Origin of the sequence: Desulfogranum marinum (assembly GCF_016918565.1) — a bacterium.
GTDB lineage: Bacteria > Desulfobacterota > Desulfobulbia > Desulfobulbales > Desulfobulbaceae > Desulfogranum > Desulfogranum marinum.
Genome location: NZ_JAFFQD010000002.1, coordinates 179,546 through 206,287 on the forward strand (window position 1 = coordinate 179,546; position 26,742 = coordinate 206,287).

21 protein-coding genes are annotated in these 26,742 nt (G+C 48.4%); 9 read left to right on the forward strand and 12 right to left on the reverse strand.

From position 1 onward, the window contains the following. Positions 1-16: 16 nt before the first annotated feature. From JWH17_RS02660 to JWH17_RS02675, 4 genes are all read right to left on the reverse strand, one after another. Positions 17-652 (reverse strand): LysE family translocator, encoded by a 636-nt coding sequence (locus JWH17_RS02660; protein ID WP_205221007.1) that lies wholly within the window; start codon positions 650-652, stop codon positions 17-19. A 26-nt stretch (positions 653-678) separates the two neighbouring features. Next, positions 679-3,900 carry an efflux RND transporter permease subunit gene (locus tag JWH17_RS02665; RefSeq protein WP_205221008.1) on the reverse strand — a complete coding sequence of 1,074 codons (3,222 nt, stop codon included), beginning with the start codon at positions 3,898-3,900 and terminating at the stop codon, positions 679-681. Next, positions 3,897-4,832 (reverse strand): efflux RND transporter periplasmic adaptor subunit, encoded by a 936-nt coding sequence (locus tag JWH17_RS02670; RefSeq protein ID WP_232370843.1) that lies wholly within the window; start codon positions 4,830-4,832, stop codon positions 3,897-3,899. Before JWH17_RS02670 ends, JWH17_RS02665 begins: the two co-directional genes overlap by 4 nt. Positions 4,833-4,952: 120 nt before the next feature. After that, positions 4,953-6,287: a TolC family protein gene (locus tag JWH17_RS02675; RefSeq protein ID WP_205221010.1), complete on the reverse strand. Its 1,335-nt coding sequence runs from the start codon at positions 6,285-6,287 to the stop codon at positions 4,953-4,955. A gap of 374 nt (positions 6,288-6,661) precedes the next feature. Between JWH17_RS02675 and JWH17_RS02680 the strand changes: the two genes are divergently transcribed. Beyond that, positions 6,662-7,294, forward strand: a complete 633-nt coding sequence (locus tag JWH17_RS02680) for a hypothetical protein (protein ID WP_205221011.1) — start codon at positions 6,662-6,664, stop codon at positions 7,292-7,294. 96 nt (positions 7,295-7,390) lie between these two features. Here the strand turns inward: JWH17_RS02680 and JWH17_RS02685 are convergent, their stop codons facing one another. The 5 genes from JWH17_RS02685 to JWH17_RS02705 form a co-directional block, all read right to left on the reverse strand. Further along, positions 7,391-8,782, reverse strand: coding sequence for an MBL fold metallo-hydrolase (locus JWH17_RS02685; RefSeq protein WP_205221012.1), 1,392 nt, complete (start codon positions 8,780-8,782; stop codon positions 7,391-7,393). A 38-nt stretch (positions 8,783-8,820) separates the two neighbouring features. Further along, positions 8,821-9,906, reverse strand: a complete 1,086-nt coding sequence (locus tag JWH17_RS02690; RefSeq protein ID WP_205221013.1) for an OmpA family protein — start codon at positions 9,904-9,906, stop codon at positions 8,821-8,823. Positions 9,907-10,021: 115 nt separating this feature from the next. Further along, positions 10,022-10,582: an HD domain-containing protein gene (locus JWH17_RS02695; protein ID WP_319550021.1), complete on the reverse strand. Its 561-nt coding sequence runs from the start codon at positions 10,580-10,582 to the stop codon at positions 10,022-10,024. Between the two features lie 24 nt (positions 10,583-10,606). Further along, positions 10,607-11,629, reverse strand: a complete 1,023-nt coding sequence (gene hemE, locus JWH17_RS02700; protein ID WP_205221014.1) for a uroporphyrinogen decarboxylase — start codon at positions 11,627-11,629, stop codon at positions 10,607-10,609. A gap of 63 nt (positions 11,630-11,692) precedes the next feature. Next, complete coding sequence (locus JWH17_RS02705) at positions 11,693-12,754, reverse strand: radical SAM/SPASM domain-containing protein (RefSeq protein ID WP_205221015.1); 1,062 nt, start codon at positions 12,752-12,754, stop codon at positions 11,693-11,695. 215 nt (positions 12,755-12,969) lie between these two features. On the opposite strand from JWH17_RS02705, the gene JWH17_RS02710 reads away from it, so the two are divergent. Continuing rightward, positions 12,970-13,455, forward strand: coding sequence for a universal stress protein (locus JWH17_RS02710; RefSeq protein WP_205221016.1), 486 nt, complete (start codon positions 12,970-12,972; stop codon positions 13,453-13,455). A gap of 361 nt (positions 13,456-13,816) precedes the next feature. On the opposite strand, the gene JWH17_RS02715 is transcribed toward JWH17_RS02710, so the two are convergent. Next, complete coding sequence (locus JWH17_RS02715; RefSeq protein ID WP_205221017.1) at positions 13,817-14,896, reverse strand: hypothetical protein; 1,080 nt, start codon at positions 14,894-14,896, stop codon at positions 13,817-13,819. Here JWH17_RS02715 and JWH17_RS02720 point away from each other — a divergent pair. After that, positions 14,895-15,269 (forward strand): hypothetical protein, encoded by a 375-nt coding sequence (locus JWH17_RS02720; protein ID WP_205221018.1) that lies wholly within the window; start codon positions 14,895-14,897, stop codon positions 15,267-15,269. The genes JWH17_RS02715 and JWH17_RS02720 overlap by 2 nt on opposite strands. On the opposite strand, the gene JWH17_RS02725 is transcribed toward JWH17_RS02720, so the two are convergent. Beyond that, positions 15,211-16,011, reverse strand: coding sequence for an acyltransferase (locus tag JWH17_RS02725; RefSeq protein ID WP_205221019.1), 801 nt, complete (start codon positions 16,009-16,011; stop codon positions 15,211-15,213). The two genes, JWH17_RS02720 and JWH17_RS02725, sit on opposite strands and share 59 nt — an antisense overlap. Before the next feature lie 682 nt (positions 16,012-16,693). On the opposite strand from JWH17_RS02725, the gene lon reads away from it, so the two are divergent. From lon to JWH17_RS02755, 6 genes are all read left to right on the forward strand, one after another. Further along, entirely contained in the window at positions 16,694-19,087 is a 2,394-nt protein-coding gene (gene lon, locus JWH17_RS02730) for an endopeptidase La (protein WP_205221104.1), read from the forward strand. A 90-nt stretch (positions 19,088-19,177) separates the two neighbouring features. Continuing rightward, complete coding sequence (gene mltG / locus JWH17_RS02735; RefSeq protein ID WP_205221020.1) at positions 19,178-20,182, forward strand: endolytic transglycosylase MltG; 1,005 nt, start codon at positions 19,178-19,180, stop codon at positions 20,180-20,182. Between the two features lie 171 nt (positions 20,183-20,353). Next, positions 20,354-20,554 carry a cold-shock protein gene (locus JWH17_RS02740; protein WP_205221021.1) on the forward strand — a complete coding sequence of 67 codons (201 nt, stop codon included), beginning with the start codon at positions 20,354-20,356 and terminating at the stop codon, positions 20,552-20,554. 213 nt (positions 20,555-20,767) lie between these two features. Then, complete coding sequence (locus JWH17_RS02745; protein ID WP_205221022.1) at positions 20,768-22,399, forward strand: NAD+ synthase; 1,632 nt, start codon at positions 20,768-20,770, stop codon at positions 22,397-22,399. Between the two features lie 80 nt (positions 22,400-22,479). Then, the gene (locus JWH17_RS02750) at positions 22,480-24,258 is read left to right on the forward strand and encodes a hypothetical protein (RefSeq protein ID WP_205221023.1); all 1,779 of its coding nucleotides are present in this window, start codon (positions 22,480-22,482) and stop codon (positions 24,256-24,258) included. A gap of 113 nt (positions 24,259-24,371) precedes the next feature. Continuing rightward, entirely contained in the window at positions 24,372-25,580 is a 1,209-nt protein-coding gene (locus JWH17_RS02755; RefSeq protein WP_205221024.1) for a pyridoxal phosphate-dependent aminotransferase, read from the forward strand. Positions 25,581-25,751: 171 nt separating this feature from the next. Here the strand turns inward: JWH17_RS02755 and JWH17_RS02760 are convergent, their stop codons facing one another. Then, positions 25,752-26,735, reverse strand: coding sequence for a LysR family transcriptional regulator (locus JWH17_RS02760; RefSeq protein WP_205221025.1), 984 nt, complete (start codon positions 26,733-26,735; stop codon positions 25,752-25,754). Positions 26,736-26,742 lie beyond the last annotated feature (7 nt).

Consider the following 26,742-nt stretch of genomic DNA (forward strand, 5'->3'; position numbering starts at 1 on the left):
GAGTTCTAAGGGGTAACTAGTTTTTGGATAGTGCCAGCTGTACACCAAATCCTATGAAAACCAATCCTGTAATTTTCTGGAGGCCCAGTTGCACCGCGTTGTTCTTTCGCAAGTAGCCGGTGGTTCGGGCGGCACTGCAGGCAAGAAAGCAGCACCAGAGTGTTCCTGTGGTTACAAAGGTTGCACCCAGGATAAGAAAGGGCAGCGGGCCGTACGGAGAGTCAGAGTTGATAAACTGAGGCAGGAAAGCCAGGAAAAACAGGGCAACTTTGGGGTTGAGCAGGTTGGTAAGGATTCCCTGACAATAAATTTTTCGTAGCGAATTGTGTGGGTGAGCAGCTTCTTTATCTTGAGGGGTAACAGCAGGCGGTGCCTTGAGCAGCACGCAACCCAGGTAGGCCAGGTAGAAGGCACCGGCAAGCTTGACCGTAAAAAACAGGGTTGCCGAGGTGGTAAGGATGACCGAAAGCCCCAGGGCTGCAAAAAGAGTATGGCAGACTGCGCCGCTGCAGACACCCAGCGCTGAGACAACACCAGCTTTTGTGCCCTGGCTGATGCTGCGGCTTATAATGTAAAAAGTATCGGTTCCAGGGGCGATGTTAAGCAGGACCCCGGCCATTATAAATCCGGGGTAATTATTGATTCCAAACACAATGTTGCCTTTAATATAAGCTGGTTTCAGATAGTTTTCGATTTAACCATATAGTAGAGCACCGGTACCGCCATCCGACTGATCAGCAGTGAGGCTATTTCGCCGAACATGAGCGAGATGGCAAGTCCCTGGAAGATCGGATCTGCCAGGATAACAGAGGCACCGACAACAACTGCCAGCGCGGTGAGCAGCATGGGGCGGAACCGGATCGCTCCTGCTTCCACCACGGCTTCAGCCAGGGGGAGCCCATGGCTGATACGCAGCTCAATAAAATCGACCAGGATAATCGAGTTACGGACTACGATTCCTGCCCCTGCCATGAACCCGATCATAGAGGTGGCTGTAAAAAACGCATCAAATCCCCAGTGGGCAGGCAGGATGCCGATAAGTGAGAACGGGATAGCAGCCATCACCACCAGCGGCGTAATATAGTCCTTGAACCAGCCGACCATGAGCATGTAGATAAGCACCATTACCACGCAAAAAGCAAGGCCCAAATCACGGAACACCTCCAGGGTGATATGCCATTCACCGTCCCACTTGATGGCTGGTTCGGTTTCCAGAAAAGGCTGCTTGAGGTTATAAAGCCGGACATTGCCGTCAAGACCGCCAAAGTCTTGTGCCTGTAACTCTTTAAGTCGGTTGTTCATTTTTAAAATAGGGTAGACCGGGCTTTCTGCAGCCCCGGCCACATCACCGGTTACATAAATGACCGGGCGCAGGTTTTTTCGGTAAATCGGCTGATCAACCGGCGCCTTGCCGACGCTCACCAATTCTCGAAGAGGGATAAGCGGCGCGCTGGGATTGGTTGCCGATCGGATGGCGATGTTTAATAGGGTGTCGATTCTTGCCCGTTGTGACTTCGGCAACTGGAGGATTATGTTGATTTCTTCCTTGTCGCGGGGTTGGTGAAAGAGGTCCACAGATGTTCCTTTAAGTCCAATCTGTACCGCATGGGTGATATCAGCCTCAGAAATACCATGCAGTGCCGCTTTTTCCTTATCCACCGTGAGGATGGTTTTTTCCCGCTCCTTTTCCCGGTACCAGTCAATATCCACCACACCGTCTGTGGATGCGAAAATACCTTTGACCTCGGCTGCCAACTGTTGCCTGTCGTGTGCTGTCGGTCCGTATATTTCAGCCACCAGCGTCTGTAAAACGGGCGGGCCGGGCGGTACTTCAGCCACGGCAACAGCTGCATCATATTTTGCAGCAATAGCGGCAATGGCTGGGCGAATCCGTTTGGCAATATCATGACTCTGGAGATCGCGGTCATGTTTGGGGAGCAGGTTGACTTGAATGTCGGCTACGGCAGGGCCGGAGCGCATGAAATAGTGGCGGACCAATCCGTTAAAGTTATAAGGGGAAGCCGTTCCTGTATATATCTGATAGTTCACTACTTCCGGTTCTCTGCCGATAACTTCGGCCATTTCCATTGCTGCCCTGGCTGTCTGTTCCAGGGTACCGCCTTCCGGCATGTCGAGGATAATCTGGAACTCGGATTTGTTGTCAAAGGGGAGCATCTTGACCTTGACCATGCCCACATAGACCATGGCAAACGAGCCACCCAGCAGGCTGAGAATGGATACAAAAAAGACCATCCTCCACAGTGTGCTTGCAAGCAACGGATCCATGATTCGGTGATAGAGCCGGGTGAAAAAATCGTCGGGCGCATGGTCGGGGTCGTTGTCAGCCCCTTCTTTGGTAGCCTTGTGGCGTTTGAGTACGCGGATGGATGCCCAAGGGGTTACTGTAAAAGCGATAAGCAGTGAAAAGATCATTGCTGCTGAGGCGCCGACGGGGATAGGTCGCATGTAGGGCCCCATCAGGCCGCCGACAAAGGCCATGGGGAGAATAGCGGCAATCACCGCCCAGGTAGCAAGAATAGTGGGATTGCCGACTTCAATCACTGCGGCAATGGCAATATCCTTGAAAAAGAGATTTTTGCTTTCCGGCAGGCGCATATGGCGAACAATGTTTTCCACCACCACAATCGCATCGTCAACCAAAATACCAATGGAAAAAATAAGGGCAAAAAGGGTTATCCGGTTCAGGGTATACCCATAGAGATAGAACAGGAGCAAGGTGAGGGAAAGCGTTGACGGGATGGCAAGCATAACGATAATGGATTCGCGCCAGCCAAGGAAAAAGAGAATGAGTACGGCAACTCCGAATACGGCAATACCCATATGGAGTAGCAGTTCATTGGATTTTTCTGCAGCGGTTTCTCCGTAATCACGGGTGACCGTGACGCTGATGTCCTCCGGAATGACGCTGCCTTTGAGGCTTTCCACTTTTTCCAGCACGGTCTCTACCACGTGGACAGCATTTGCTCCCGGGCGCTTGGCAACCGACAGTGTGACTGCCGCCTCTGGTTCACCCTGATTCTTACTGCCGAAAAGAACATAGGACGTAGGCTCTTCCGGGCCGTCGATGATCTGGGCTACTTCATCCAGGTAGACCGGCTTACCACCATGGACACCGATCACGATTCTGCCGATGGTTTTTACAGAATCAAGAAAAGTGCCGGTTTGGAGCAGCATTTCATTGTTCATCGATTGCAGGGTGCCGGAGTAGGACTGTCGATTGGCCTGTTGCAGGTGAGCGATAAGCTGCTGGGGGGTGATATTGCGGGCGGCAAGCAGCAGCGGATCAAAAAGAACCCGTACCTGTCTGCGTGTTCCTCCAATAAGGGTGGTTTCAGCTACTTCAAAGATATTTTTAATGGTGTCGTCCACTTCTGCTGCTAATCTGCGCAGGGTGTAGTGGTCGTAGGTGCTCGAATGAAAAGTGAGCGCCAGGACCGGCACATCATCAATGGTATGTGGTTTAATCAGTGGTTGGGAAACGCCGTGGGGGATGCGGTCGAAATTGGTCTGCAGCTTTTGGTTGAGGCGGACGATCGAATCCTCGAGGTTTTCACCCACATAAAAACGGGCGACCAGCAGGGATTGGCCCGGCATGGAGGTCGAATAGATATACTCCACTCCGGGAAGCTCATAGAGCAGTTTTTCCATGGGGATGGAAAGTCGTTGCTCCACCTCCTTGGCACTTGCTCCCGGCATGGAGACCATGACATCGATCATGGGTACTTTGATCTGTGGTTCTTCCTCTCTGGGGAGAAAGGTAAGGGCAAGCATGCCAAGTAAGAGGGAGGCACCGATGCCGATGACCGTCAACTTGGAGTTGATAAAGGCTGCTGCAAGGCGACCGGCAAAGCCTGGGTCTTGGGTGTGTTCAGCATTCATGGGCGTATCTGCAGGGGCTGACCGTTGATGAGAAGAGTATTGTTGCTGGTAATGACCTGTTCTTCCGGCTCAAGGCCACTGAGTATTTCAACCATACCGTCATGATGCATACCTGTACGGACAAGTCGCAACCTGGCGCTCGTATTTTCCACGACAAAGACCCGGTCAAGCTGGCCCTTGGGAACAACTGCTGATTGTGGAACAAAGAGGCTTTGCCGTTCTTTGCCGGGCAGCATGACCCTTGCAAATTGACCGGTACGCAGGTTGCTATTGGGCTTGAGGTCAATGGTGACGGGTGCTGTTCTGGAGGCAGGGTCTGCTGAGGGAGCAACCTCGGCAACGACCCCTTCAGTAAGAATACCTGCTGAAGGGACGGTGAGTTGTAACTTGGCGCCCGGCTTAATACTGAGTACCAGGCTTTCCGGGACTGCTGTAACCACCTGCAGGTTTTGATCGTTTTCGATGTGGAGCAAAGTGGCACCGGGTGTTGCAAGATCGCCGGGATGAGCCGCCTTTCTTGTGACCACGCCATCAAAGGGTGCGCTGATGGTAGTGTAGCCGAGCATGGTTTGCACTTCTTGGTAACCAGCCCGGGCAACATTATACATGTCCTGCATGGATTTGACGGTTTCTGCAGTGGTGGCATGCTTTTTCAGTAAGTTTTGTTCCCGATCCAGGTTGCGTTCAGCCTGTTTAAGCTGAGCTTCAGACCGGCGCAACTGCGCTGTGATTTCTTCGGCGCTGATTTTGACCAGCAGGTCTCCTTTTTGAACGCGCGAACCAAGCACAACCGGCACGTCTGTGATCGTCCCGGTCACCTTGGCCGCAATTGCCGCTCGTTCGACGGCCTGGATAGTACCGACCACCTCGATAAGGGCGGGAATATTTCGTTTTGCGGCATATGCTGTTGTTACTGTTACAGGGTCTGTCATTTGCTTCTCTTCCGCAACTGCGGAGAAGGAGAGGCTTTGCAATGCCAGTAAACACACTAAGGGGAAAAAATATGCTGTCTTCATAGTTGTTGCTCTACTCAAAAGAGTACTGGTTAACGGCTATTTCGGATATTGCATCAGTCCTGCCGCACGACGCAAGTCCGCCACAGCAATACGTTGTTCGGCATTAGCCACAGCGTTACGAACCTTGGCGTCGGTTAGTCTGTTTTCCGTATCTATAAGCTCGGAGGAAAGCAGCAGCCCCTCTTTAAAGCGCTCTCTGGACAGACGAGCACTTTCTATGGCTGAATCAACCATCTGCGAGGTGACTTGGATTCTTTTTTCGGCCTGTTCTAATCCGAGTAGTGCTTGTTCAATCTCCAGATTATAGGCCAGTTCCATTTGATTGAGTTGCTTTTTTGCTTCGGCAAGTTGCGCTTTGGCTCGCTCAACTTCGGCACTTGTCTGGTGGCCGTTAAACAGAGACATGTTTACTCGCACCCCGGCAAGCCATGAATTACCTGATCCTTCGTCCAGCTCATATCCTTTATCTATCTGATAGGAACCAAAAGCATCTGCTGTTGGATAGTACCCAGCCCTTGATTTGCGGACCCCGTCCTCAAAGGAGGCTACAATGGCCTTCATGGCATTAATTTCCGGTCTTTGATGGAAGTCTGGGGTTCCCGGCACCTGTTGGAAAGTACTTCCAGCAAGATCGACCTCCGGTTCACCAGTGGTCAGGCCAAGCAGATTGAGAAAACCGCGTCTGGCCAGGGCCAGGCCATGTTGGGTTTGGATAAGATTTTCGCGGGCAAGTGAATGCTGGACCTGCAGGTTGAGAAGTTCTTCCTTGAGCAGGTCGCCTTCATCAAAGCGTGCCTGGGCAACTTTAAGGGAGGCTGCAAGAGAAGCTACCGCAGATTCTCTTGCCTGCACGGTTTCTTCTGCCTGGACAATAGTAAAAAAGGCGCGGACAACGGTGTAACCAAGTTGAGAGTGGAGCGATTGCTGCTGGAGTTCCGCTGCCTGCTGCCTGTGATGAGCCATATCAAGCCCGGCTTGATCACTGCCTCCATTGTAGAATCGATACGCGAGGAGCGCTTTTAACTGGAGATTGTCGGTTAAGCCTGGCTGGTTGAAATCAATGGAATTGGAGAAAACGCCCTGGTTGAGAATGTTGCCAAAGGAATACATCGGATTGTTGGTCCTGGCATACTCTCCCGCCACACTCAGTTGCGGATAGAAGGCGGCTTTGGCGCGTCTTATGTCTGCCTCGGCAGATTCGATGCGGTGCTGAGCTGCCTGTGCATTGGGACTGTTTTCGATGGCATAACGAACTGCTTCCTGGGTGGTCCAGCGAGTTGGTTGTGTTGTTTGGGCTTGGGCCGGAGGCTTCCACAGAGAGAGCAGGAGCAGGGAACAAAGCGCAATCAGTGATAACCGCTTGTCAAACATGATACCTCGCATATGTTGAAAGAGGGATGAACAGCAATATTCCATCGTGTTGTCGGAGATGGATTACCACCTGGATGCACCCGCAGGTTAAACAGAGCCTGAACATATTAACTAGCAAAATGATAGCGAAGTATAAGGAACAGTGCCGGGAAAGTCCAATAAATTGTCTGTGATTTTAGGCAGGTGTCACAGTGTGGGTGTTGTCGGTACTATTTATTGATGCTTTTATTGTTGTGGTGGTTGTTTGCTGCACAGGATTCGTGTTTGTACTGCTGAATAGGCAGCAAATTTCTTGCCTTTCACTAAAAAATGCCTACAAATAATCGTGATTACATGATTCATAAGGATACTTATCAGTAACAGAAGGAGAAAGTATGTCTATTCTATTTAATCATCGTATGTTGGTAACTGTAGTGGCTGCCGGATTGATCGCCGGAGCTGGAGTCGTCGGTGCAACCGAGCAGCAACCCGAGCCCGGGAAATGGACAGAAGCTGGGCAGGAGGTGAAAGAAGCTGCTGGTGCGGTCGCTGAGGCAACCAGTGATTCAGCAGAAAAAGGATGGCAAAAGACAAAAGAGGTAAGTGCTGAAACGTGGGATAAGACCAAGGAGATGAGCGCTGAGGGCTGGGATAAGACTAAAGAGGTGAGTGCTGAGAGTTGGGATAAGACCAAAGAAGTGAGTGCTGAGGCCTGGGAGAAAACCAAGGCTGAATCTGCCGAACTCTGGGATAAAACCAAGGAAGCAAGCGACAAGGCCTGGGATAAGACCAAGGAAGAGTCTGCTGAAGCCTGGAAAAAGACAAAAGAGGAATCTGCCGAACTTTGGGAGAAGAGTAAAGACATGGGGGGCGAGGCTGTGGAAAGCTCACAGGAAGCAGCCGGCGAGACTGTAGAAAAAGCTAAAGATGCGGCCGGCGAAGCTGGAGAAGCAACCCAGGACGCTGCAGCGGCGGCTATGGAAAAAGGGGAGGCCGTTATAGAAGAGGCCTCCGAACCTGCAGAATAGAAAAAAATATATAGTTAAGCCGGTAAGCAGTATGTTTACCGGCTTTTTTTATGCTTTGGCTTCAGAAAAAGGCAGGAGGCGCTGCTTCAAGCACTCTTAAAATAAGGTGAATTGTTGGTGGTTTTCGGGGATGATCACCTCGGTGTCGGTGAGCAGGGCGGCAAAGGTGGTCATGGCGTGTTCTTCACCATGGACGAGGAAGGTACGCTCCGGGCTGCCGGTTTTACGGTGCCAGTTAAAGAGTTCCTTTTGATCAGCATGGGCAGAGAATCCACCGATAGTATAAATAGCAGCGTGCACATCAATTTCTTCTCTGAAGATGCGTATTGACTGGGCGCCGTCTATAATGCTGCGGGCAGGAGTACCTTCCCCTGCGTAGCCGACAAAGATAACCGCTGCTTCCTTGCGCCACAGGTTGTGGCGTAGATGGTGGCGTATCCGGCCGGCAGTGCACATGCCTGAGCCGGCAATGATCACCACTCCCCGCATTTGTTTCAACGCCATGGATTCAGCAGTTTCCCTTGAAAAATGTAACCCTGGTAATGCAAAAGGATCTCTTCCTGAGTTAATCACGTCCCAGGTTTCTTCGTCAAAACACTCAGGGTGCCTTTTGAAAATTTGGGTGGCTGAGATAGCCATGGGGGAGTCAAGAAACACTGCCAGATCTTGCGGAAGTCGATTTTGCTCCACACCTTCTCTTAGGTAGTAGAGAATTTCCTGACTTCTTTCCAGGGCAAAGCTTGGAATGAGTACATTGCCGTTTCTTTTGATGGTTGTGTTGATGGCGTCATAGAGTTCCTCAATGGAGGGTTCTAGCTGCTTGTGCAATCTGTCGCCGTAGGTGGTCTCCATTATAACAATGTCGGCGTGAGGCGGGGAAGCAGGGTCCGGCAGGATTGCCCGATTATTATAGCCCAGGTCCCCGGAAAAGAGGACCTTTTTGCGGCCTGCGTCAGTGTCGAATTCTATCAATATAGATGCCGAGCCGAGAATGTGGCCGGCATCATAAAAGGTAGCCTGGATGCCGGGGCATAATTCGTGTGGTTCATCAAAAGCTGCAATATCAACGAAGTAGTCAAGGCTGTTTAGGGCGTCCAGGGTATCGTAAAGGGGGAGAAAGGGGGCCTTGAATTTTTTTTGTTTGTTGTTTTTATAGTTTTTGTATTTGGCCTCCTCCTCTTGGATTCTGGCAGAATCAAGCATGACCAAGCGAGCCAGTTCTCTGGTCGCGGATGTGGTGACAATGGTCCCCTTAAACCCTTTTTTTACCAATAAGGGAATACGCCCGCAATGATCCAGGTGACCGTGAGTGAGGAGGAGAAAGTCGATGGATGCAGGGTCAAAACCGAAATCATTTCGATTTTCTTCTTCCAGTTCTCGACCACCCTGATACAAACCGCAATCTATAAGGATGCGGGTATCATCGTGCTCAAGATAATGGCAGGAACCGGTAACATTTTTTGCCGCGCCGTGAAATTGCAGGTGCATGATGTCTCCTGAGTGGCCCAAGATCTTTTTTTATATCATTATTGGTAGCTACGGAGGCTAATGGTCACACGACGGTTGAGTTGACGCCCCGCGGCGGTATTGTTAGAAGCGACGGGATTGGTATAACCATACCAGTAGAGCAGGATTTGTTGTTGCTTTACCTTATGCTGCTGGAGCAGGTATTGCTGAATTATTTTTGCCCGCCGTTGAGAGAGGTCAACGTTGTAGGCTTCGCTGCCGATGTTATCTGTAAACCCTGATAAAACGACATAGGTTTGAGGATGATCAAGAAGGAATCGGCCGAGGCTATCCAGTTCTTTTGTGTACAGCGGTTTGATATCTGCTTTGTCGAAATCAAACAGGATATTGCTAAACCGGCTACTGCCTGTATCCATATACAGCTTGCCGAACAGGTGTTCCGGGTTGTTGTAGACCGTGTCAAAATCCATCACCTGAGAACAGCTGTTTACCGAACCGATATCATGCAGCAACTGTTTGCCTGTCGCATCTGTGGCGCTGCTGACGATGGTAAAGCAGACCTCAAAAGTCTCTGCTAGTTTTTTTGCCTGCTCCAGTGGCGGTGGCTCCAGTTCCGGGTAGGTCGATTCCTTGCCGTCGGAAAAAATAAAAACCTCTGTACGGCCGGGGAGGCCGAGCATATGTTCAAGCTTCATCAATCCGGTCTGCAGCATAGGCGGAGCCTGGGGGCGCGTTGGCAGTTGATTGATGGCTTCGCCAAAGGGTATATTTTCGTACCTGCGGAGAGGGTAGTAAGGTTTAAAAGCCATAGGGGACCCATGCAGCCAGAGTCCACCTTTCCAGTGGGGGTAGAGCCCTGCCTGCCAGCCGAGTTCGGGGAGAGAAGCATTGCTTTTTTGGAGTATTTGTTTTTGCGCCTCTATGCGACTTAACCCTGTATCTTTGTAAGGGACATCCATGGTGGTGGATGGGTCATAGATGATAAAAAAGTTATCTGCCATGCGAACAAGGCCGCCGGCCGGGCTGTTGACAGTCGGCTTGACGCTGACTGCCTGTATTTCTGCGGCTGCAAGCGGAGGTGGGCAATGAAACAGCCAAAGAAAAGCAACTGCACATACAAAGGACAGTTTGGTTAGATGCTGCATAATCCTGGCTCCTTTTAAAAGGGTGATTAATGAGAATCGGTTATTCTGTGCTGGACAGTACTCATCCATTAAAAAGTATGGAAGCGATAGTCTTACTGCATTCTATATGATGATGTTAGAGTTTTCCAAGGTCTTTGGGAGGAAAATCAAGCCATTGGAAAAGGAATGCTTCAAGCTCAACGCACCTGCTGAAATTGTCTCGTATTAACTGACGTCGAATCGGGTCGTTTTGTCCGTAATGGTCAATAATGTATTCCAGTCGCTCATTTAGATTGACGACCTGGTGGTGCCGTACTCTTTTGTCGGCATAATACACGATTTCCTCAGCCGTGAACTCACCGCGGGCATATCTTGCCGGCTCATGATGTTTGAGGATGACATGTTCTTCCACAATTGCAGCAACTTCAGGATAGCCATGCTCCCTGCAAATTTGGGCGCCGACTTTTGCATGATTACAGGGTTCTTTCAGGCATGGTGTCTTGGCAATGTCGTGGAGCAGAGCCCCCGCAATGACCAGTTCTCTGGACGTATGGTGGGTCGCTTGGCTGTTTTGGGCCAGGGCGGTGACAAGCTGATCGGCCAGCTGAGCCACCACCAATGAATGTTGGCGTATGTTTGCCAACATGTCATAGGTGGTCATCATGGCAGCACATTCGGCTATGCCTGGAACTCTCACTGTATACCCTTTATGCTCTACGCATCATTTGCCGCTGAAGCGATGGACGGCGTCGACGACTATCCGTGCTTTATCCGGCGAGGTCTGGGGCAAGATGCCATGGCCCAGATTAAAGATATGGCCCTTGGCCTGGGACGCATCATCAAGGAGTTGTTTGACTCGTTTTTCCAGCGCCTCTTGAGGGAGAAAAAGTGCCATGGGGTCGAGATTACCTTGGACGGCGTGATTGCCCACCTTGTCGATAGCGTCTTTGATGTTGATTCGCCAATCCAGACCAAGTACATCAGCACCGGCAGTAACCGTGTTGGGGATGAGGGTGGAGCCGTTGTTGGCAAAATAAATAATCGGTACGTCGGTTACCTGGCGCAGATCCTTGATGATTGACTGGACATAGGGGAGGGCGAACCGGGCATAATCCCCAGGGGCAAGCACTCCTGCCCAAGAATCAAAAATTTGCAGGGCCTGTGCTCCTGCTCGGGCCTGTGCCTGGAGGTAAAGGCTTGTGCAGTCGGTTATTTTCTGCAGTAGTTCATGGTAGAGCACAGGGCTTTCAAACATCATTTTTTTGGTTTCGTAAAAAAACTTGGACGAGCCGCCTTCAAGAAGATACGTGGCAAGGGTAAAGGGGGCACCGGAAAAACCTATGAGCGGCACCTTGAGCTCCTTGAGTAACAGCTTAATCGTTTCCATGACAAAAGGCATGGTCGCATCCGGGTCGGGAACGATCAGTTCGTCTACCGCTTTCTGGGTCCTGACGGGGTCGGGAAATACCGGACCTCTTCCTTCGTGGAATTCGAGCTTGAGGTTCATCGCCTCCATGGGGATGAGGATATCGGAAAATAAGATAGCAGCATCAAAGCCGAACAGATTAATTGGTTGCAGAGTTACCTCTGTGCAGAGCTCTGGGCTCTTGCAGAGTTCGAGGAAGGTGGTCTTTCCTCTTACCGCCCTGTATTCGGGGAGGTACCGTCCTGCCTGACGCATGAACCATACAGGAGTGTAGTCAGTCTTTTCGCCGCGGCATGCTTTTAAAAACGTATCGTTCATGTATCCTCTGTTGTGACTTGATTAATCTATTTCAGTACCTTGCACTATATTATACAAGATGTTTTATTTTTCATCCTTGCCAGGCTGGTAGTGGCAAAAAGGTTCCTGAGCCATATAATCGCCTGTCATTGCATAGGCACGGGCACGGCAACCGCCGCACACGTTAACATACTCACATTTGCCGCAGGTGCCTTTGTAGTTTTTAAAATCCCGCATATCGAGAAAAAGCTTGGAGGTTTCCCATATTTCCTTAAAAGATTGCTCTTTCAGATTGCCCCCTGAAAGCGGAAAATAGCTGCAAGGGAGGACGTTTTGGTCAACATCTATGAGGCAGATCAGCTGACCGGCCAGGCAACCCTTGGAGCCACCGGTGGAGAATTTGAGGCTACGGCGTTTGAAGCGAGATCCTTCTTCCTTTGAACGTTGCAGCACGATGCGATAGTACTGCGGAGCACAGGTCGGTCTAACCAGGATGTCGGACTCGTCAGCTTCCATGTCATAATGCCAGTTGAGCATATCCTCATATTCATTTTCCGGGATCAGTTCCGACATGATCTCTTCTCCCCGACCGGTGGGGACGATCATAAACAGGTACCAGGCCGTTGCGCCCAATGATTTAACCAGTTCGTAGATCTTGGGTGCTTCCTGTTTATTTCTTTTGGTAAAGCTGGAGTTTACCAGAAAGTCTATTTGGTATTTATTAAAGAGTTCAATGGCGTGCATTGTCCCGTCAAATGCTCCCGGCTGATTACGAAAATCATCATGGATATCAGCGGAGGCGCCGTCCAGACTGAGGGAAACCATCTTGATCCCGGTTTCCTTTATTTTGCGGCAGGTTTCGTCTGTGACCAAGGTCCCATTGGTCGCCAGGCACATGCGCATCCCAAGCCCGGTACCGTAGGCTGCAATGTCGAATACATCTTCTCGGAGCAGTGGTTCTCCTCCGGACAAAACCATAACCGGATCAGCATAGCTGTGGATATCGTCTAGTATTCGTTTAGCTTCGACAAGGGAGAAGTCGGGATGATCGTTTATTTTCAGTTCAGAAGAGGAACGGCAATGCACACATTTAAGGTTACAGCGGCGGGTGATTTCCCAGGCTATCCATTTAGGGATAAAATCCATTGTGAACTCCGGATTAAATATTAAAAAAAGAATTCAAAATATATTCCCTGTGACAGCCTGGGTCAACTTTTTTCCTGAAATTATTGCTGTTTAGCCTTGTATTGAAGGGAAGCATGTGCGACAATGGGACTAGAAAAAAGGATGGAAATGACTATATATTTACAGGAGATAGGGCAAAACGTTTGTCATTGTTGTTTTTAACAGGGAGGTAAATTATGCAGGAAATTAAACGTGTTCTTACACCTATTGATTTTTCCGATAATGCAGGAAAGATAGCCAGTGCAGCTGCCTATGTTGCAGGAACCTTTAAAGCTGATCTAGATCTTGTTTTTGTTGCTCAGAATTTTGAAGATTACAGTGGGTTTTTTGTCCCTCCAGTGAACTTGCCCAACTTGGAGGAAGAGTTGTTTGATTCCGCACAGCAGAGAATGGTAACTTTTGTTGAGGAACATAAAGCTACCTTTGAGACGTTTGGAGTGAGCAACGTGACGAGCACTGTTTTGTCTGGGGATGTGGCCGAGGAGATACTTGCCTATGCCACCGAGAAAGGAGCCCATCTCATTGTCATGGGAACTCATGGGTACAAGGGGCTGGAAAGGATCATGTTTGGCAGTGTTGCCGATAAGGTGGTGAAGACTGCATGTTGTCCGGTTATGACCATTAACCCCTATCGTAAGGAATGTGAGGAGAAAACCGCTTAACTGTATTGCCTCTCGATATTTTGTTATTGGGTCGTGTCTGTTGGACTATAACAGGCACGACCTTTTTTTATAGCCTTGCCGGGGAAGCTGTTGCCTTTAGCCTAGTTTTTTCATCAATAAAGTTTTTCGCAGGGCAAGGCACAAGCCGCGCAGCAGGTAAGCGAAGACTCCGGGTAGCGAAGACTCCGGTAGTAAGCCGGCGCAAGAGGTTTGTAACGTGGATCTTGCGGAAAAATCTATTGACCCGCAGGGGGAACTTTTGATTGAAAGCGAAAAACAGGCTGTTAATTGTGCAGTTATTCTTTACTTAATAATATCAAACAATTGAGTTTAAAATCAAAAAGGTCATGAGGTGTCCAGGTTAGGGATGTAGTTCCAGCAAGCCTATGACGCATCCTGTCAGCTCTTCTGCTGACTGTTCTCCTTGCTGTATGTCGCGAGCAAATGTCTCTTTAAAAAGGTGTTTTGCAGAGAGGTCAGGGAATGGGTAAAGGGTAAGTCTGGTTCGTCCGTATTGGTCGACAGGGTATTGCCGTTCGAGTTCCTGGTACCAAGCTTGGGTATGGGAGGTAACCTCTTCTTGATCTATTTCTCCCGTTAAAAGCTGAGTGCAGAGTGTTTGCAGACGCTTGTTTGGTAGTAATGGAAACTGAGTTGGATCAATGTCACGGTCGGCTTTTTGTTGTTCATATCTTGGCAGTTCAATGGCGACCGATGACGGTGAAGTGGGCAGACTGTTTTCCCATTGGTCAATTATTTTTCCAGCTACACCTGGATCAGAGGTGATGAAAAAATTACTGTGCGCAGTATCAGGAGCCTGGCCAAGGCTGTAGACCTGCGCCCATGCGGCAAGTCGTTGGAAAAGCATGGAATCTGTATCTTTACTGATCTCGTGTATCCCTTGGGTCAGTGCAAAAGGGGTGTCGCTTTCTTCGCGTAACTCCTGGAGAAGGTTGTCCTGCTTTTGTGCCAAGACGGCAAGTTGGGTATCAATTTCTTTCTGTTCGCGGTCAAACAACTCCCCTAGTTTTAGGACCAGACGTGCCTGCCAGAGGAGCATCTCCCTGCTGTCCTGCTCTGGTTGGTGGCTACCCTTGAGGTGGCTGATAATGGAGTGACGGGATTCTTTTTTCCCCGTATCGCTGAGATTCATCAAGGCCAGGGCTGACAGTTGGCCGGCATAGTCATCCCGGCGGTTATAGAGATCTGCTATAAGTGCGAGAAAACGCTCCCGATCATCGCCAAGCGGCGCTGGTGAGAAAAAAGTAAGCTGATTCCTGTCGATGAATTGTTGGAGTAATGATCCTGGTTCAACTGCAGAAGAAGGATCATTCTCTATCGCCTGAAGGTAGACAAGCGATTGGAAAACATGTACAAGGGGAAGAAAATGTGACGCATCAGGTACTGTTTCCGGAAAAATACAAGCTTTTAAATTTGACATGACGACTTTACGAGAAAAAATAACGTTTATTTTGACTGCAGGCGTATACCTGCTTTTTCACCTGCGACTAGGGAGTGACGCGGTTGCTACCTTAAGTGGTACCATGTCCCAGGTACTTTTAACCGCTCCCTATGCGCTTGGCTTTACCTATATTACTGCAGCGGTATTTAAAAAAATGACCGAGGCGACCAGGTTACCCTGGGATCGATTGTTAAGGATTTACTTTACTGTCGGAATCCTTTTTGCTTTCTTTTTTGCTCTTTATGAGTATGCAGGTGGAGGAACAGAACCTGTTGATATAAAAAGCAGGTTGCCTATCTTATCAGGCTGCTTGGAGGATGAAACCCGGAAGCAGCGGTGGTGTTTGGCATAAGTGCACACTTCTGGCCCATGATCGTGCCTGGATTGGTCACCGAATTGCATCCTGTTTGACTGCCGTCGCCGAGAATAGCGCCTATCTTACGCAGTCCGCTGTCAATGGTTTCTTTTTTTGTCTTGATGCCGACCGAGCCGGGAAGAAAGCGAAGATTTGCGAATTTGGTGCCTGCTCCGAGGTTTACGTTGTTCCCCAGGATGGAATCACCCAGATAAGCAAAATGACCTGCCTTGGCGTCGTTAAGGAAAATGGAATGCTTGACCTCTGTGGCATGGCCCACCACGCAACGTTTGCCTATGACGCAATAGCCGCGCATGTAGGCACCGTGTCTTATTTCTGAGAAGTCGCCGATAATGGCAGGTTCTTTTATATAGGCTCCTGCCTCAACCAGTACTCCTTTTCCTATTTTTATATTTTTTCCGATCAGGACAGCCCCAGCCATGATAACAGAGGCTCCCTCAAGCAGCTGGCCATTCTCTGTGACCATGAGTTTGCCCTTGGTCGCATCGTTAAAGGTGATGGTACATTCCCTCGCATTACGCAGCTTTCCGTTGTGAACGAGAAAGGGACTGGGGAGGGGAATGCCGTCACTCAGGCACCGATGGGTAAAGTTGCCGTCGGTTCGCCTGCTGGAGTATTCTTTGAGCTGTTTAAGAGCATCCCAGGCATAGATGCAGTTGCTGAAAATATCTTTTTCCGGGAAATCGTCCAGGTGAAATAAAGAAGCAGGGCTAAGCATGGTTACATCCTGTGTGGATAGGGACTTGAGATAATAAATGGTAACTATTGAGCAGCTCTCCACCTCTCCACAATCTGCCCGTCCGGCATACCGATGTATCGAAGTCGGGGCTTGTCTGCTACATCGGTCAGCTTGTGAGCATTTGGAACACTGCTGAACAGGTACAGTTCGGGATAGATTGACGGTTTTCAGATTTTCGCTGAATAGTTGCAATTACTGTATTCTTTGTCCTCTATATTGGGAGCCGGTAATTTAAGCAAGATAATTATGACGGCACCGTGAAAAGTTCGCTTTCAGGTGGTGTGGTCTTTGTGTTATCAGGAAATGAACTGTTCCTTCACGCAATGAGAAAAGACTTTTCTGTGGAGTGTTGTTGTGTTGGCTGATCCTATGGGCTGTGCGCTAATTACTTTCTTGTTGCGATGCGATGGATTTTTCAAGAGTCACTTTTGTCTTTTATTTACAGAAAAAGAGGCGAAATCGTCTTTCTTGCTCCTTGCGGAACCTGTTTTTAGCCCCATCTGCGGGGGTTCTTCTTTATAACAGGCCTGGGCGCAGTTCCGTGGCTTGACTTCGGATGTGGTTGTGTTTACCTTCCTGGTGACAATTATTTACCAGTATTCGCTACAGGCGTTTTAAGAGGAGGAAAAGAGTGGAGTTTGACGATTCGTTGTCCCACAGTATGGATGATTTCGGGGAGAGTCCCAAGGATCTTGAGATTCCGGAATCCCTGCCCATGATGGCGGTACGTGATGTGGTTGTTTTTAATTATATGATCATACCGCTGTTTGTTGGTCGTCCTGGATCGGTGGAAGCCGTCAATGAAGCGGCCAATAGTAACAAGCTGCTGATGCTGGTTACCCAAAAGGATGCCACCAAGGATGAGCCGGATGAGGAAGACCTGTATAAGGTCGGCATGGTATCGATGATCATGCGCACCCTGAAACTGCCGGACGGGCGACTCAAAGTACTGGTGCAGGCTCTTTCAAAAGCGCAGATTAGATCTATTCAGCAAAAAGAACCGTATTACAAAGTTGACATCGACCTGCTGGAAGAGCCGGAGACCACAGAAGTTTCGGTGGAGATCGAGGCGTTGATGCGCACGGTCCGTGAACAGACCGAGAAGATTATGTCACTCAGGGGCATCTTGTCTTCGGATTTAATGATGATCATCAACAACATCGAGGAGCCGGGACGCCTGGCAGATCTTGTTGGGTCGAATTTGCGATTGAAAATAGCTGAATCACAGCAAATCCTGGAGACCATAGATCCGGTTGATCGATTGCGTCTTGTCGCGGAGTTATTGCGCAAAGAACTTGAAGTCTCCACTGTACAGGCGAAGATTCAATCCGATGCCAAGGAGGAGATGTCCAAGAGTCAGCGTGAATATTTTCTGCGTGAACAGATGCAGGCGTTAAAGCGCGAACTAGGCGATGAAGACAGTTATTCGCAGGAAATTGAGGATCTGGCCAAAAGCCTCAAAAAGAAAAAAATGCCCAAGTATGCCAAAAAAGAGGCGCGCAAGCAATTAAAGCGATTGGAGATGATGCATCCAGATGCATCGGAAGCGACTATTGTGCGGACCTATCTTGACTGGTTTTTGGATTTGCCCTGGAAAGATTCTTCTCAGGATAGGCTGAACTTAAAAGTTGCGGCTGAGGTGTTGGACAAGGATCATTATGGCTTGGATAAGATCAAGGAACGTATCCTTGAATACCTGGCGGTGAGAAAACTCAACAAGGCTACCAAGGGACCGATTATTTGTTTTGTCGGTCCTCCGGGGGTCGGTAAAACGTCATTAGGACAGGCTATTGCCAAGGCCATGGGGCGAAAGTTTTATCGTCTTTCCCTTGGAGGTATGCGTGACGAAGCCGAGATACGGGGTCATCGCAGGACTTACATTGGAGCGCTTCCCGGTCGTATTTTGCAGGGATTGAAAACGGTTGAGACCAATAATCCGGTTTTCATGATGGATGAAATCGATAAAATAGGAGATGATTATCGTGGCGACCCGTCTTCTGCATTGCTGGAAGTGTTGGATCCGGAACAGAACAGTACCTTTTCCGACCATTATATGAATCTGCCTTTTGATTTATCCAAGGTCATGTTCATTACTACGGCCAATCGTAGCGACACCATTCCTCGGCCACTTCTGGACAGGATGGAAGTCATTCAATTGTCCGGATATACTCTGGAAGAGAAAAAAGTTATTGCTCGCCGCTACCTTCTTCCACGACAGATTACTGAGAATGGAATCAAGTCACGTCAGATAAAATTAGACGATGAAATGCTGGAAACCGTTATCCGTAGCTACACCCACGAGGCGGGAGTTCGGAACCTGGAAAGAGCCCTGGGCAAAATTTGTCGAAAGATAGCGCGCAAGGTGGCAGAAGGCGGCAAGGGACCATATACTATTTCCACAAATACCCTGGCTAAATATTTGGGGCCGCCTAAGTTTTTACCTGAAGCGGATTTGGATACCAGTAGCCAACCCGGCTTGGTAGTTGGTCTGGCATGGACTGAAGTGGGTGGGGAGCTTTTGCATATCGAAACTGCAGTGCTTCCGGGCAAAGGAAAGTTGATTCTTACCGGGCAGCTCGGTGATGTTATGAAGGAGTCTGCCCAGGCTGCACTGAGCTACTGTCGGAGTCGTAAGGATGAACTCGGAGTGGATGCCGAATATTTTGACGGCATTGATGTGCATATCCACGTGCCAGCTGGGGCTATCCCCAAAGACGGTCCTTCAGCAGGCATCACCATGACTACTGCATTGTTTTCAGCCATCAGCGGCAAGGCTGTCAAAAAGCAGTTTGCCATGACCGGTGAGGTTACCCTGAGGGGCAGGGTGCTTCCCATCGGCGGTTTGAAGGACAAAGCGCTGGCTGCTTTGCGAGCGGGAATCACTAATGTGATTATTCCCTATGAAAATGAAAAGGATCTTGTCGAAATTCCGGAAGAATTGCGCAAGAAAATCACCTTTTATCCGGTGGAGCATATGGATGAAGTCATCGGTCTTACCCTTGGTAAGATTCGAAAATATAACCGTAAGAAAAAAACGATTTCGGCGACAAAGTAAATATAAGTTGTTCGAGTCTTTCTTCGCCTGGTACGTTTCTACGTTCCAGGCGTTGTTGTTTCTACTTCTAAAAAAAAATGATTTTCCGGGATGCGTAATTTCTTTTTTTGTGCTGCAGGAGCGCTGGGCGTTGTCGTTGTTGCGATCTCCATTTGGATATGGAGCTATGTCTCTACGACCTCTCCGGGGAAAGGGACAGTGCTGGTTGAAGTGCCGAAAGGGTCGGGGGTGCGGACTATAGGCAGTTTGCTGGCTGAGAAACAACTGGTACGAAATGATCTCAGGTTTTTGCTGCTCGCTCGTTTTTCAGGGATTGGGAACCGGTTAAAAGCCGGGGAGTATGAGATTGCCTATGGGCTGACACCTTTGGAAGTATTGCAGGTTTTGGAGAGTGGCAAGATTTATTATCACAGTGTCACTGTTCCGGAGGGGCTGACGCTCGTTCAGGTTGCTGATATTTTCGAGCGAGGCGGGTGGATTAACCGTGACCGTTTTCTTGCTTTGGCAAACGATAGCCTTTTTGCGGAGAGCCTGGGGGTACGCCGGAAAAATCTTGAAGGATACCTTTTCCCCGACACTTATTTCCTTGCTCGTGGAGCAAAGGACGAAAAGGCGATCATAAAAACAATGGTGAAGCGTTTTTTTGAGGTGATGGACACTCTACCTCTTGAAAATCAGGAGCGTTTAGACCAGCATCAATTGCTCACTTTAGCCTCAATTATAGAAAAAGAAACAGGGGCTGCCGAGGAGCGCCCTCTTATTGCCCGAGTTTTCCTTAATCGGCTGGCTAGAAACATGCGGCTCCAATCAGATCCGACGGTCATTTATGGTATTATTGATTTTAACGGCAATATCACTAAAACGGATCTCAGAACATTAACGCCATATAACACCTACATGATTAAAGGTCTACCGCCTGGACCAATTTGTAATCCAGGGCGAGAATCGATAAAAGCCGTGCTTGAACCGGCAGAGTCCGATGCGCTCTTCTTTGTCTCTAAAAATGATGGAACTCATATATTTTCTAAGACTCTTCGGGAGCATAGCCGTGCTGTGAGAAAATATCAAAAAAAGGCTAAGCGTGAAAATAAGTAAGATTTCCTTTGTTTTTAAAAATTTTAGTGGTAATGTCGCCTCATTCAGTAGACCATGTACTGCTATTGAATAGTATAGTACTGATTATCATTCATGATTTTGGGTTGTCTACACTGTAGGAAGCATTGCATGGGATAAACATTCAGCCTAATAAAGGAGATAAAAAGGGCAATGTTGAAAGGAACTGTGAAGTGGTTTAATGAGTCAAAGGGGTTTGGTTTTATCGAGCAAGAAGAAGGTCGGGATGTCTTCGTTCACTATTCTGCAATTGATGGATCAGGTTTTAAAACTCTAAGCGAAGGTGATAAAGTAGAATTCGAAATTGTTGATGGACCTAAAGGACCTGCAGCTGCCAACGTCATGAAACAATAATTTTGCGCATCTTTGCTACCCGATGGAAGTACCACTTGCGTCGGGTAGTTTGGTTTCAGGCAGCTATTGCAAGTTGTGGTGGCTGCCAATCTCGGATCTGTTCACCTCTCGATATTACCAGGTAATACCCTCCATCCCTGCATGTAATACAACCCGAGACGGTAGTGAGTTTTCGTCTCATTAATTTCCATTTTCCATAACCTACCTACTGCTGTGAAAATTGCTCTTGTTCAGACTAATCCCGTTATAGGTGCATTTGACCGGAACCTGGAAAAAGTTTTTTCCTGGATTGATAAGGCCAGGGCGGCCGGTTGCAACCTCGTTATCTTTCCTGAATTAACTCTGTGCGGATACCCACCCCAGGATTTATTGGAACGTCCATCATTTCTTACCGGTCATGATAAAGCTTTGGCCCGGCTTGTGGAGAGAGTGGAAGGGATAACCTGTATTATCGGCGTGCTGGAACAGCGGCAGGGGCCGGGAAAAAAACTGTATAATTCAGCTTTTGTCATTGAAGATGGACAGATAGTAGAGCGGGCACGGAAACAATTGTTGCCCACCTATGATGTTTTTGATGAAACCCGTTATTTCGAGGCCGGAACCGAATCTACGATTTTTTCTTGCCACGGTCTTCATTTCGGATTGTCCATATGTGAAGATATATGGTGGGATCACACCGCATATTCTGTTAATCCGCTCAATGCCTTTGTCGTTGGCAACGTTGTGCCTGATTGTTTGATTAATATATCCGCCTCCCCATACTATCACGGTAAACTTGCAGAGAGGCTGACCGTTTTCGGTAGTATTTGCAAAGAAAATAATTATCCCCTGCTGTATGTTAATCAGGTGGGGGGGCAGGATGGGCTGGTTTTTGACGGTCATTCCCTGTTTATTAATAATCTCGGTGAGGTTGCTGCTTTCGGAAAGGGGTTTGTCGAAGATATGGTCGTTGTAGACAGCGATAGCTTTGATCTCCCATTTTCCGCTCCTGCTCCTGTTGAGAGCATTGAAACGGTTGAGCAGGCATTGGTGCTTGGTGTTCGTGACTATCTCCATAAAACCGGTTTCAGAAAAGCGGTTCTTGGTCTGTCAGGTGGGATAGATTCTGCGATTACAGCTGCCGTTGCATGTCGTGCGCTTGGTCCTGAAAATGTATTATGTGTGGCCATGCCCTCTCCTTATACATCCAAGGCCTCAGTGGACGATGCCAGGTCGCTGGCGGCTAATCTTGGCTGTGACTTTCAACTGCTCGCCATTGAAGGTTTGATGGAGCAGTACCGTGCTATTCTAAAGCCGCTGTTTAGCGGGATGGATGAAGATGTCACGGAACAGAATATTCAAGCTAGAATTCGTGGAAACCTGCTCATGGCAATTTCTAATAAAATGGGCGGGTTACTGCTGTCAACAGGCAATAAGTCTGAGATGGCTATCGGGTACTGCACGCTGTATGGGGATATGAGTGGCGGATTAGCGGTGCTTGCAGATGTGCCCAAAGTTATGGTGTATGAGTTGGCACATTTTTATAACCGTAAGGGTGAAGTTATTCCTGATTATATTATTACCAGGCCACCTACTGCCGAGTTAAAACCCGATCAGTGCGATCAGGACGACCTCCCCCCTTATGAAGTACTCGACCCTATACTGGTGGCCTATCTTGAAGAGCATCAAAGTATAGAAGAGATTGTGGCTAACCATGGAGCAGATCTGGATACCGTGAAAGATGTGGTGCGCAGGATAAAACTTAATGAATATAAACGGAAGCAGGCTCCGCTTGGCATTAAAGTCACCACCAAGGCATTTGGAGCGGGACGTCGATATCCGGTTGTTCAGGGATTTCAGGAGTAACTGCAACGCAAGGAGTAGTATCCTGAAAATATGCCGATCGCAATGGCATTGTAGGTAAGCATCCGTCAAGTAGAGAGACCATGAATTTTCCTTCGCGCAACTTGATATCAACTCTGATATTTCTTCCTGTTGTGTTATTGCTGGTGGGCTATCTTGTTGTTAGAGAGCAGACAACAAAGCGTCCCGATCAGCTAGCCGTGACAACGGCAGGCTATGTAGAAATGTGCCTGTCCTGCCATAAAGAAGAAAAGTTGGATTCAGCCCATGACAGTCTTATCGTCGGTTGTTCGCCTTGTCACCTTGGCGATCCCCTGGAAGTCGATAAGGACAAAGCGCACAAGGGCATGGTTTTGAATCCTGGTGATTTGCGTGTCGTTGCGCAGACATGCGGCGTTGAAGGGTGCCATCCCGCCGACGTCTCCAAGGTAAAAAATTCGTTGATGGCCACCAATCGTGGGATCTTAGCTACTCTTCTGTATTATTGGGGGGAAAGGGAAACCCAGGATGCTGATATTTCCGTTGAGCAGCTACTTGCCGACGGTGAAACTTCCCTTGCTTTAGATTACTATCGAAAGCTTTGTGCCACCTGTCATCTCTGGAAACAGAAAAACGATTTACCCGGTGCTCCAGACTTCTTTAATGAAAAAGGAGGGGGCTGTTCAGCATGCCATTATCAGGCACCGGAGGGTACGGAGATCTCTTCTGTAATTTCATTTGATGAACAAAACTCGTTAGGCAACGACCAAGCAAAGAAAAAAAAGCCGCACCCTTTTATCGTAAAAAAGGTTGCGGATGATAACTGTATTCGTTGCCATAACAGGTCCGGCCGAATAGGGCTCTCGTATATCGGGCTATTTGAGGCTGAAGGCTATGGAACCCCCTACGAAAAAGGTGGGCTCTCGTCCAAGAAACTACCAGGCGATCGTTTTTACCTGGAGATTGCTGAGGATGTTCATCATGCCAAAGGCATGTCGTGTATTGATTGTCACACCAGAGAAGAAATTATGGGTGATGGAAATCGCTATGCACATTACGAAGAGCAACTGGAAATACAATGCAAAACCTGCCATGACCCATCCCCTGGTATAACCAGAAAAGGTAATCCGTTGACAAATGTATCGGAGGAAACTGGTAAATTTTTGTTGACCGGAAAAAATGACGGCAAAAAAAGAATCTTAAATCCCCCGAGTAAAGAAGCATGTCGATACCCTGGGCATGAGCGAGTGAGCTGTGAAGCCTGCCATTCAACCTGGGTGCCACAGTGCTATGGTTGCCATGCCAAGCAGGATAAAAGGGAGACCCATCTGGATAAACTGACCCTTAAAGAAACGCCGGGATGGTGGGAAGAAGGAAGATCTTATATCCGCTACGAAAAGCCCATGCTTGGGGTATGGAAAGATGAGGTAGTGATTGTGACTCCCGGCTGTCAGGATATCGTTACCTTGGTAGATGAAAAGGGTGACGTGACTGACCACTTTAACAGTTTTACCATGGCCGCCATTAATCCACACACTACGCAGGCTAAAGGAAGAAGTTGTAAAGAATGCCATGCATCTCCCAAGACGGTTGGGCTTGGTGAGGGGACTGTGGTGAAAGATAAAGGGCAGTGGGCATTTTATCCTGTAGATCGAGGGGTTGATACCCTTGATGGCCGCACTGTCGGCTTGGATAATTTTGTAGCCATAGACGGGACACCTTTGCAAAAAGGATCGAGAAAAGATCTTCGGCCTTTTAATGGAGAAGAGTTACAGCGGATATTGCGGGTCGGCTTGTGTCTTGAATGTCATGAAAAATATGATGATCCGGCTTACCGTGAATATGATTGGCGGCGTCCCTGTCCTGTGTACAAAGAACCCTAACATCTGATTACCGGGAGTAGTTTGCTATTGAAATTGCTTTGCTCCCTTGTACAGAGAATTATTATTGCGGCAGTATTAAAATAATATCAAAGCTGCCTAGAAGGAGAGTCAGTATGAGTTCAGAAATCATTGCACTTGCAGATAGAGTGCTCCGAGTTGCACCTTCCCCAACCCTTGCCGTCAATGCCAAGGCTAAAGCCTTGCGGGCAACAGGTGCAGATATACTTAATTTCAGTGTTGGTGAACCTGATTTTTCAACTCCAGCACATGTTTGTGATGCAGGAAAGCAGGCCATAGATGACGGTCATACCCGTTATACCCCTGTACCGGGTATTCCCGAATTGCGTGAAGCAATATGCAACAGGTTTAAAGAGGATCATGGTTGGGCATTTACAGATGACCAAATTCAGGTTTCCTGTGGTGGAAAACATGGTCTTTATAATGTTTTTCAGGCGATCCTTAATCCCGGCGATGAGGTTTTAATACCTGCTCCCTATTGGGTGTCCTATCCCCCCATGGTGCAGTTGGCTGGTGGGGTTCCTGTGCTGGTTCCTCTTGATGAGCAAAATAATTTTGATCTTGATGGGGAAACAATCGCCTCCTACGTGACTGAAAAAACTCGCGGTATTATTTTAAATAGTCCTTCAAACCCTACAGGGGCTATTTTCTCGCTTAAGGGACTTAAGGAAGTTGCTGCCCTTGCCCTGCAACACAAGTGGCTGGTCGTGTCCGATGATATGTATGAGACGCTGACCTATAACGCGGATCTGCCGCCTCATATTCTTGATGCAGAGCCTGCGCTCAAAGACCAGACCTTGATTCTCAATGGGGTATCCAAGTCTTTTTCTATGACAGGTTGGCGGATCGGATATTCAGCAGGACCGCTACACCTGATCAAGGCGATGAATAAAATTCAAAGCCAGTCAACCTCTAATCCTTCCGCACCCTCCCAGTATGCCGCTCTTGCCGCTCTTGAGGGGCCTCAGGATTTCCCAAAACTCATGAAAAAGGCATTTTTACCACGGCGCGATTATTTTGTGAATGCGCTCAATACAATAGATGGGGTGAGTTGTATTATGCCTGGAGGCGCTTTTTATGTTTTTCCTAATTTTTCAAGCTACTATGGAAAGGCATATTACAACCATACCATTACTGATTCGGTCACCCTTGCAGATTATTTTCTGGACGAGGCATTGGTCGCCAGTGTTCCAGGTGTCGCTTTTGGCGCTGATGACTTTGTTCGCTTTTCTTTTGCCACTTCCATGGAAGTGCTGGAGGAGGGGATGCGTCGGATAGAAAAGGCGCTGGCAGCGCTGCGGTAATAAATGAGAGACGTAGTAGAACAATGGACTGCAAGTGAGGTTCTCACTTGCAGTCCATTGTATTTAATTTGAAAGGAGTGAACGGAATGCTGTGCATGACAGCCGCTTTTTCCTCGTTGTATTACTGTTTGTAAGAGGGTTGGCTAGGGATTTGCCAATCGAAATGTACTGTTACTGCTGAACAGTGTTTTTTTCCAACTCGTATCTTTTGAGGAATTTTTTCAGGTTTTCAGGAAGAGAAAGGCATTCCTTGCCATTGATAGCTTTGGCTGCCAGTTCGCAAAAATCTAAAAATTCAGCCATTAACCTGGTGATAATCTTGTCTTTGTGTTGAATAATTCTCAGTTGCCGACGCATATCTATTCCCTCAATCACCAGCATTTTCAACCATCCGTGTTCTAGCTCTCTGCGGACGGTGAGAGCAGAAAGACATGCTGCGCCGGTTCCGGACTCAACAGCTTTTTTGATAGCTTCGGTGTGCCCGGTTTTTGTGACAATTTTAAGAAGTGAGGAATGCTTACCCAGCTTTTTGGTGAAAATTTCCGCTGTGCCGGACCCTTCTTCACGCATGACCCAGCTTGTTTCTTTGAGATCCTCCGGGATTTTAAATGCCTTGTGTGAGGCAAGTTTGTGCGAGGGGTTGACGATAATTCCAAGTTCGTCTTCAAACCAGTCGGTGGCTATTAAAGATTCGACATTGATTTCTCCTTCTACAAACCCGAGATCTGCTTCTCCTTTTGCGACAAGATTTTCAGCTGCCATGGTATTGACGACCAGCATGTTGATGTGCGCATCCGGGTGCAGTTGCATAAATGCACCGATCAGGTGGGGCAGGACGTAATTGCCAATGGTTGAGCTGGCTACAATTTCCAGTACACCCGCTACTGAATCGCTTTGCTCTGTGAGCATGGTTTCAACATTAGCAACCTGGTTGAGTATCTGTTTGGATAACGGGAGCAGGTATCTACCTCGGTCATTGAGCAAAAGGCTCCTTCCGTGGCGATCAAACAGCGGGCCACCGAGCTGGTTTTCAAGCTCGCCAAGGGCCATGCTCACTGCCGACTGGGTAAGAAAAAGTTTTTTACTTGCCCGCGTTACTTGCTGGGTTTCGGCAACGGCAATAAATATTTCTAATTGTCTAAACGTGATAGCCATGTCTTAG

What these genes read in the sequence shown, in the direction of transcription:
- JWH17_RS02725 (WP_205221019.1), bottom strand. Translation starts at nt 16,011, where the DNA reads ATGCTTAGCCCTGCTTCTTTATTTCACCTGGACGATTTCCCGGAAAAA.
- JWH17_RS02760 (WP_205221025.1), bottom strand. Translation starts at nt 26,735, where the DNA reads ATGGCTATCACGTTTAGACAATTAGAAATATTTATTGCCGTTGCCGAA.
- JWH17_RS02755 (WP_205221024.1), top strand. Translation starts at nt 24,372, where the DNA reads ATGAGTTCAGAAATCATTGCACTTGCAGATAGAGTGCTCCGAGTTGCA.
- JWH17_RS02750 (WP_205221023.1), top strand. Translation starts at nt 22,480, where the DNA reads ATGAATTTTCCTTCGCGCAACTTGATATCAACTCTGATATTTCTTCCT.
- JWH17_RS02685 (WP_205221012.1), bottom strand. Translation starts at nt 8,782, where the DNA reads ATGCACCTGCAATTTCACGGCGCGGCAAAAAATGTTACCGGTTCCTGC.
- JWH17_RS02675 (WP_205221010.1), bottom strand. Translation starts at nt 6,287, where the DNA reads ATGTTTGACAAGCGGTTATCACTGATTGCGCTTTGTTCCCTGCTCCTG.
- lon (WP_205221104.1), top strand. Translation starts at nt 16,694, where the DNA reads ATGGATGATTTCGGGGAGAGTCCCAAGGATCTTGAGATTCCGGAATCC.
- JWH17_RS02665 (WP_205221008.1), bottom strand. Translation starts at nt 3,900, where the DNA reads ATGAATGCTGAACACACCCAAGACCCAGGCTTTGCCGGTCGCCTTGCA.
- JWH17_RS02680 (WP_205221011.1), top strand. Translation starts at nt 6,662, where the DNA reads ATGTCTATTCTATTTAATCATCGTATGTTGGTAACTGTAGTGGCTGCC.
- JWH17_RS02720 (WP_205221018.1), top strand. Translation starts at nt 14,895, where the DNA reads ATGACGACTTTACGAGAAAAAATAACGTTTATTTTGACTGCAGGCGTA.
- hemE (WP_205221014.1), bottom strand. Translation starts at nt 11,629, where the DNA reads ATGAACGATACGTTTTTAAAAGCATGCCGCGGCGAAAAGACTGACTAC.
- JWH17_RS02715 (WP_205221017.1), bottom strand. Translation starts at nt 14,896, where the DNA reads ATGTCAAATTTAAAAGCTTGTATTTTTCCGGAAACAGTACCTGATGCG.
- JWH17_RS02705 (WP_205221015.1), bottom strand. Translation starts at nt 12,754, where the DNA reads ATGGATTTTATCCCTAAATGGATAGCCTGGGAAATCACCCGCCGCTGT.
- JWH17_RS02670 (WP_232370843.1), bottom strand. Translation starts at nt 4,832, where the DNA reads ATGACAGACCCTGTAACAGTAACAACAGCATATGCCGCAAAACGAAAT.
- JWH17_RS02690 (WP_205221013.1), bottom strand. Translation starts at nt 9,906, where the DNA reads ATGCAGCATCTAACCAAACTGTCCTTTGTATGTGCAGTTGCTTTTCTT.
- JWH17_RS02740 (WP_205221021.1), top strand. Translation starts at nt 20,354, where the DNA reads ATGTTGAAAGGAACTGTGAAGTGGTTTAATGAGTCAAAGGGGTTTGGT.
- mltG (WP_205221020.1), top strand. Translation starts at nt 19,178, where the DNA reads ATGCGTAATTTCTTTTTTTGTGCTGCAGGAGCGCTGGGCGTTGTCGTT.
- JWH17_RS02710 (WP_205221016.1), top strand. Translation starts at nt 12,970, where the DNA reads ATGCAGGAAATTAAACGTGTTCTTACACCTATTGATTTTTCCGATAAT.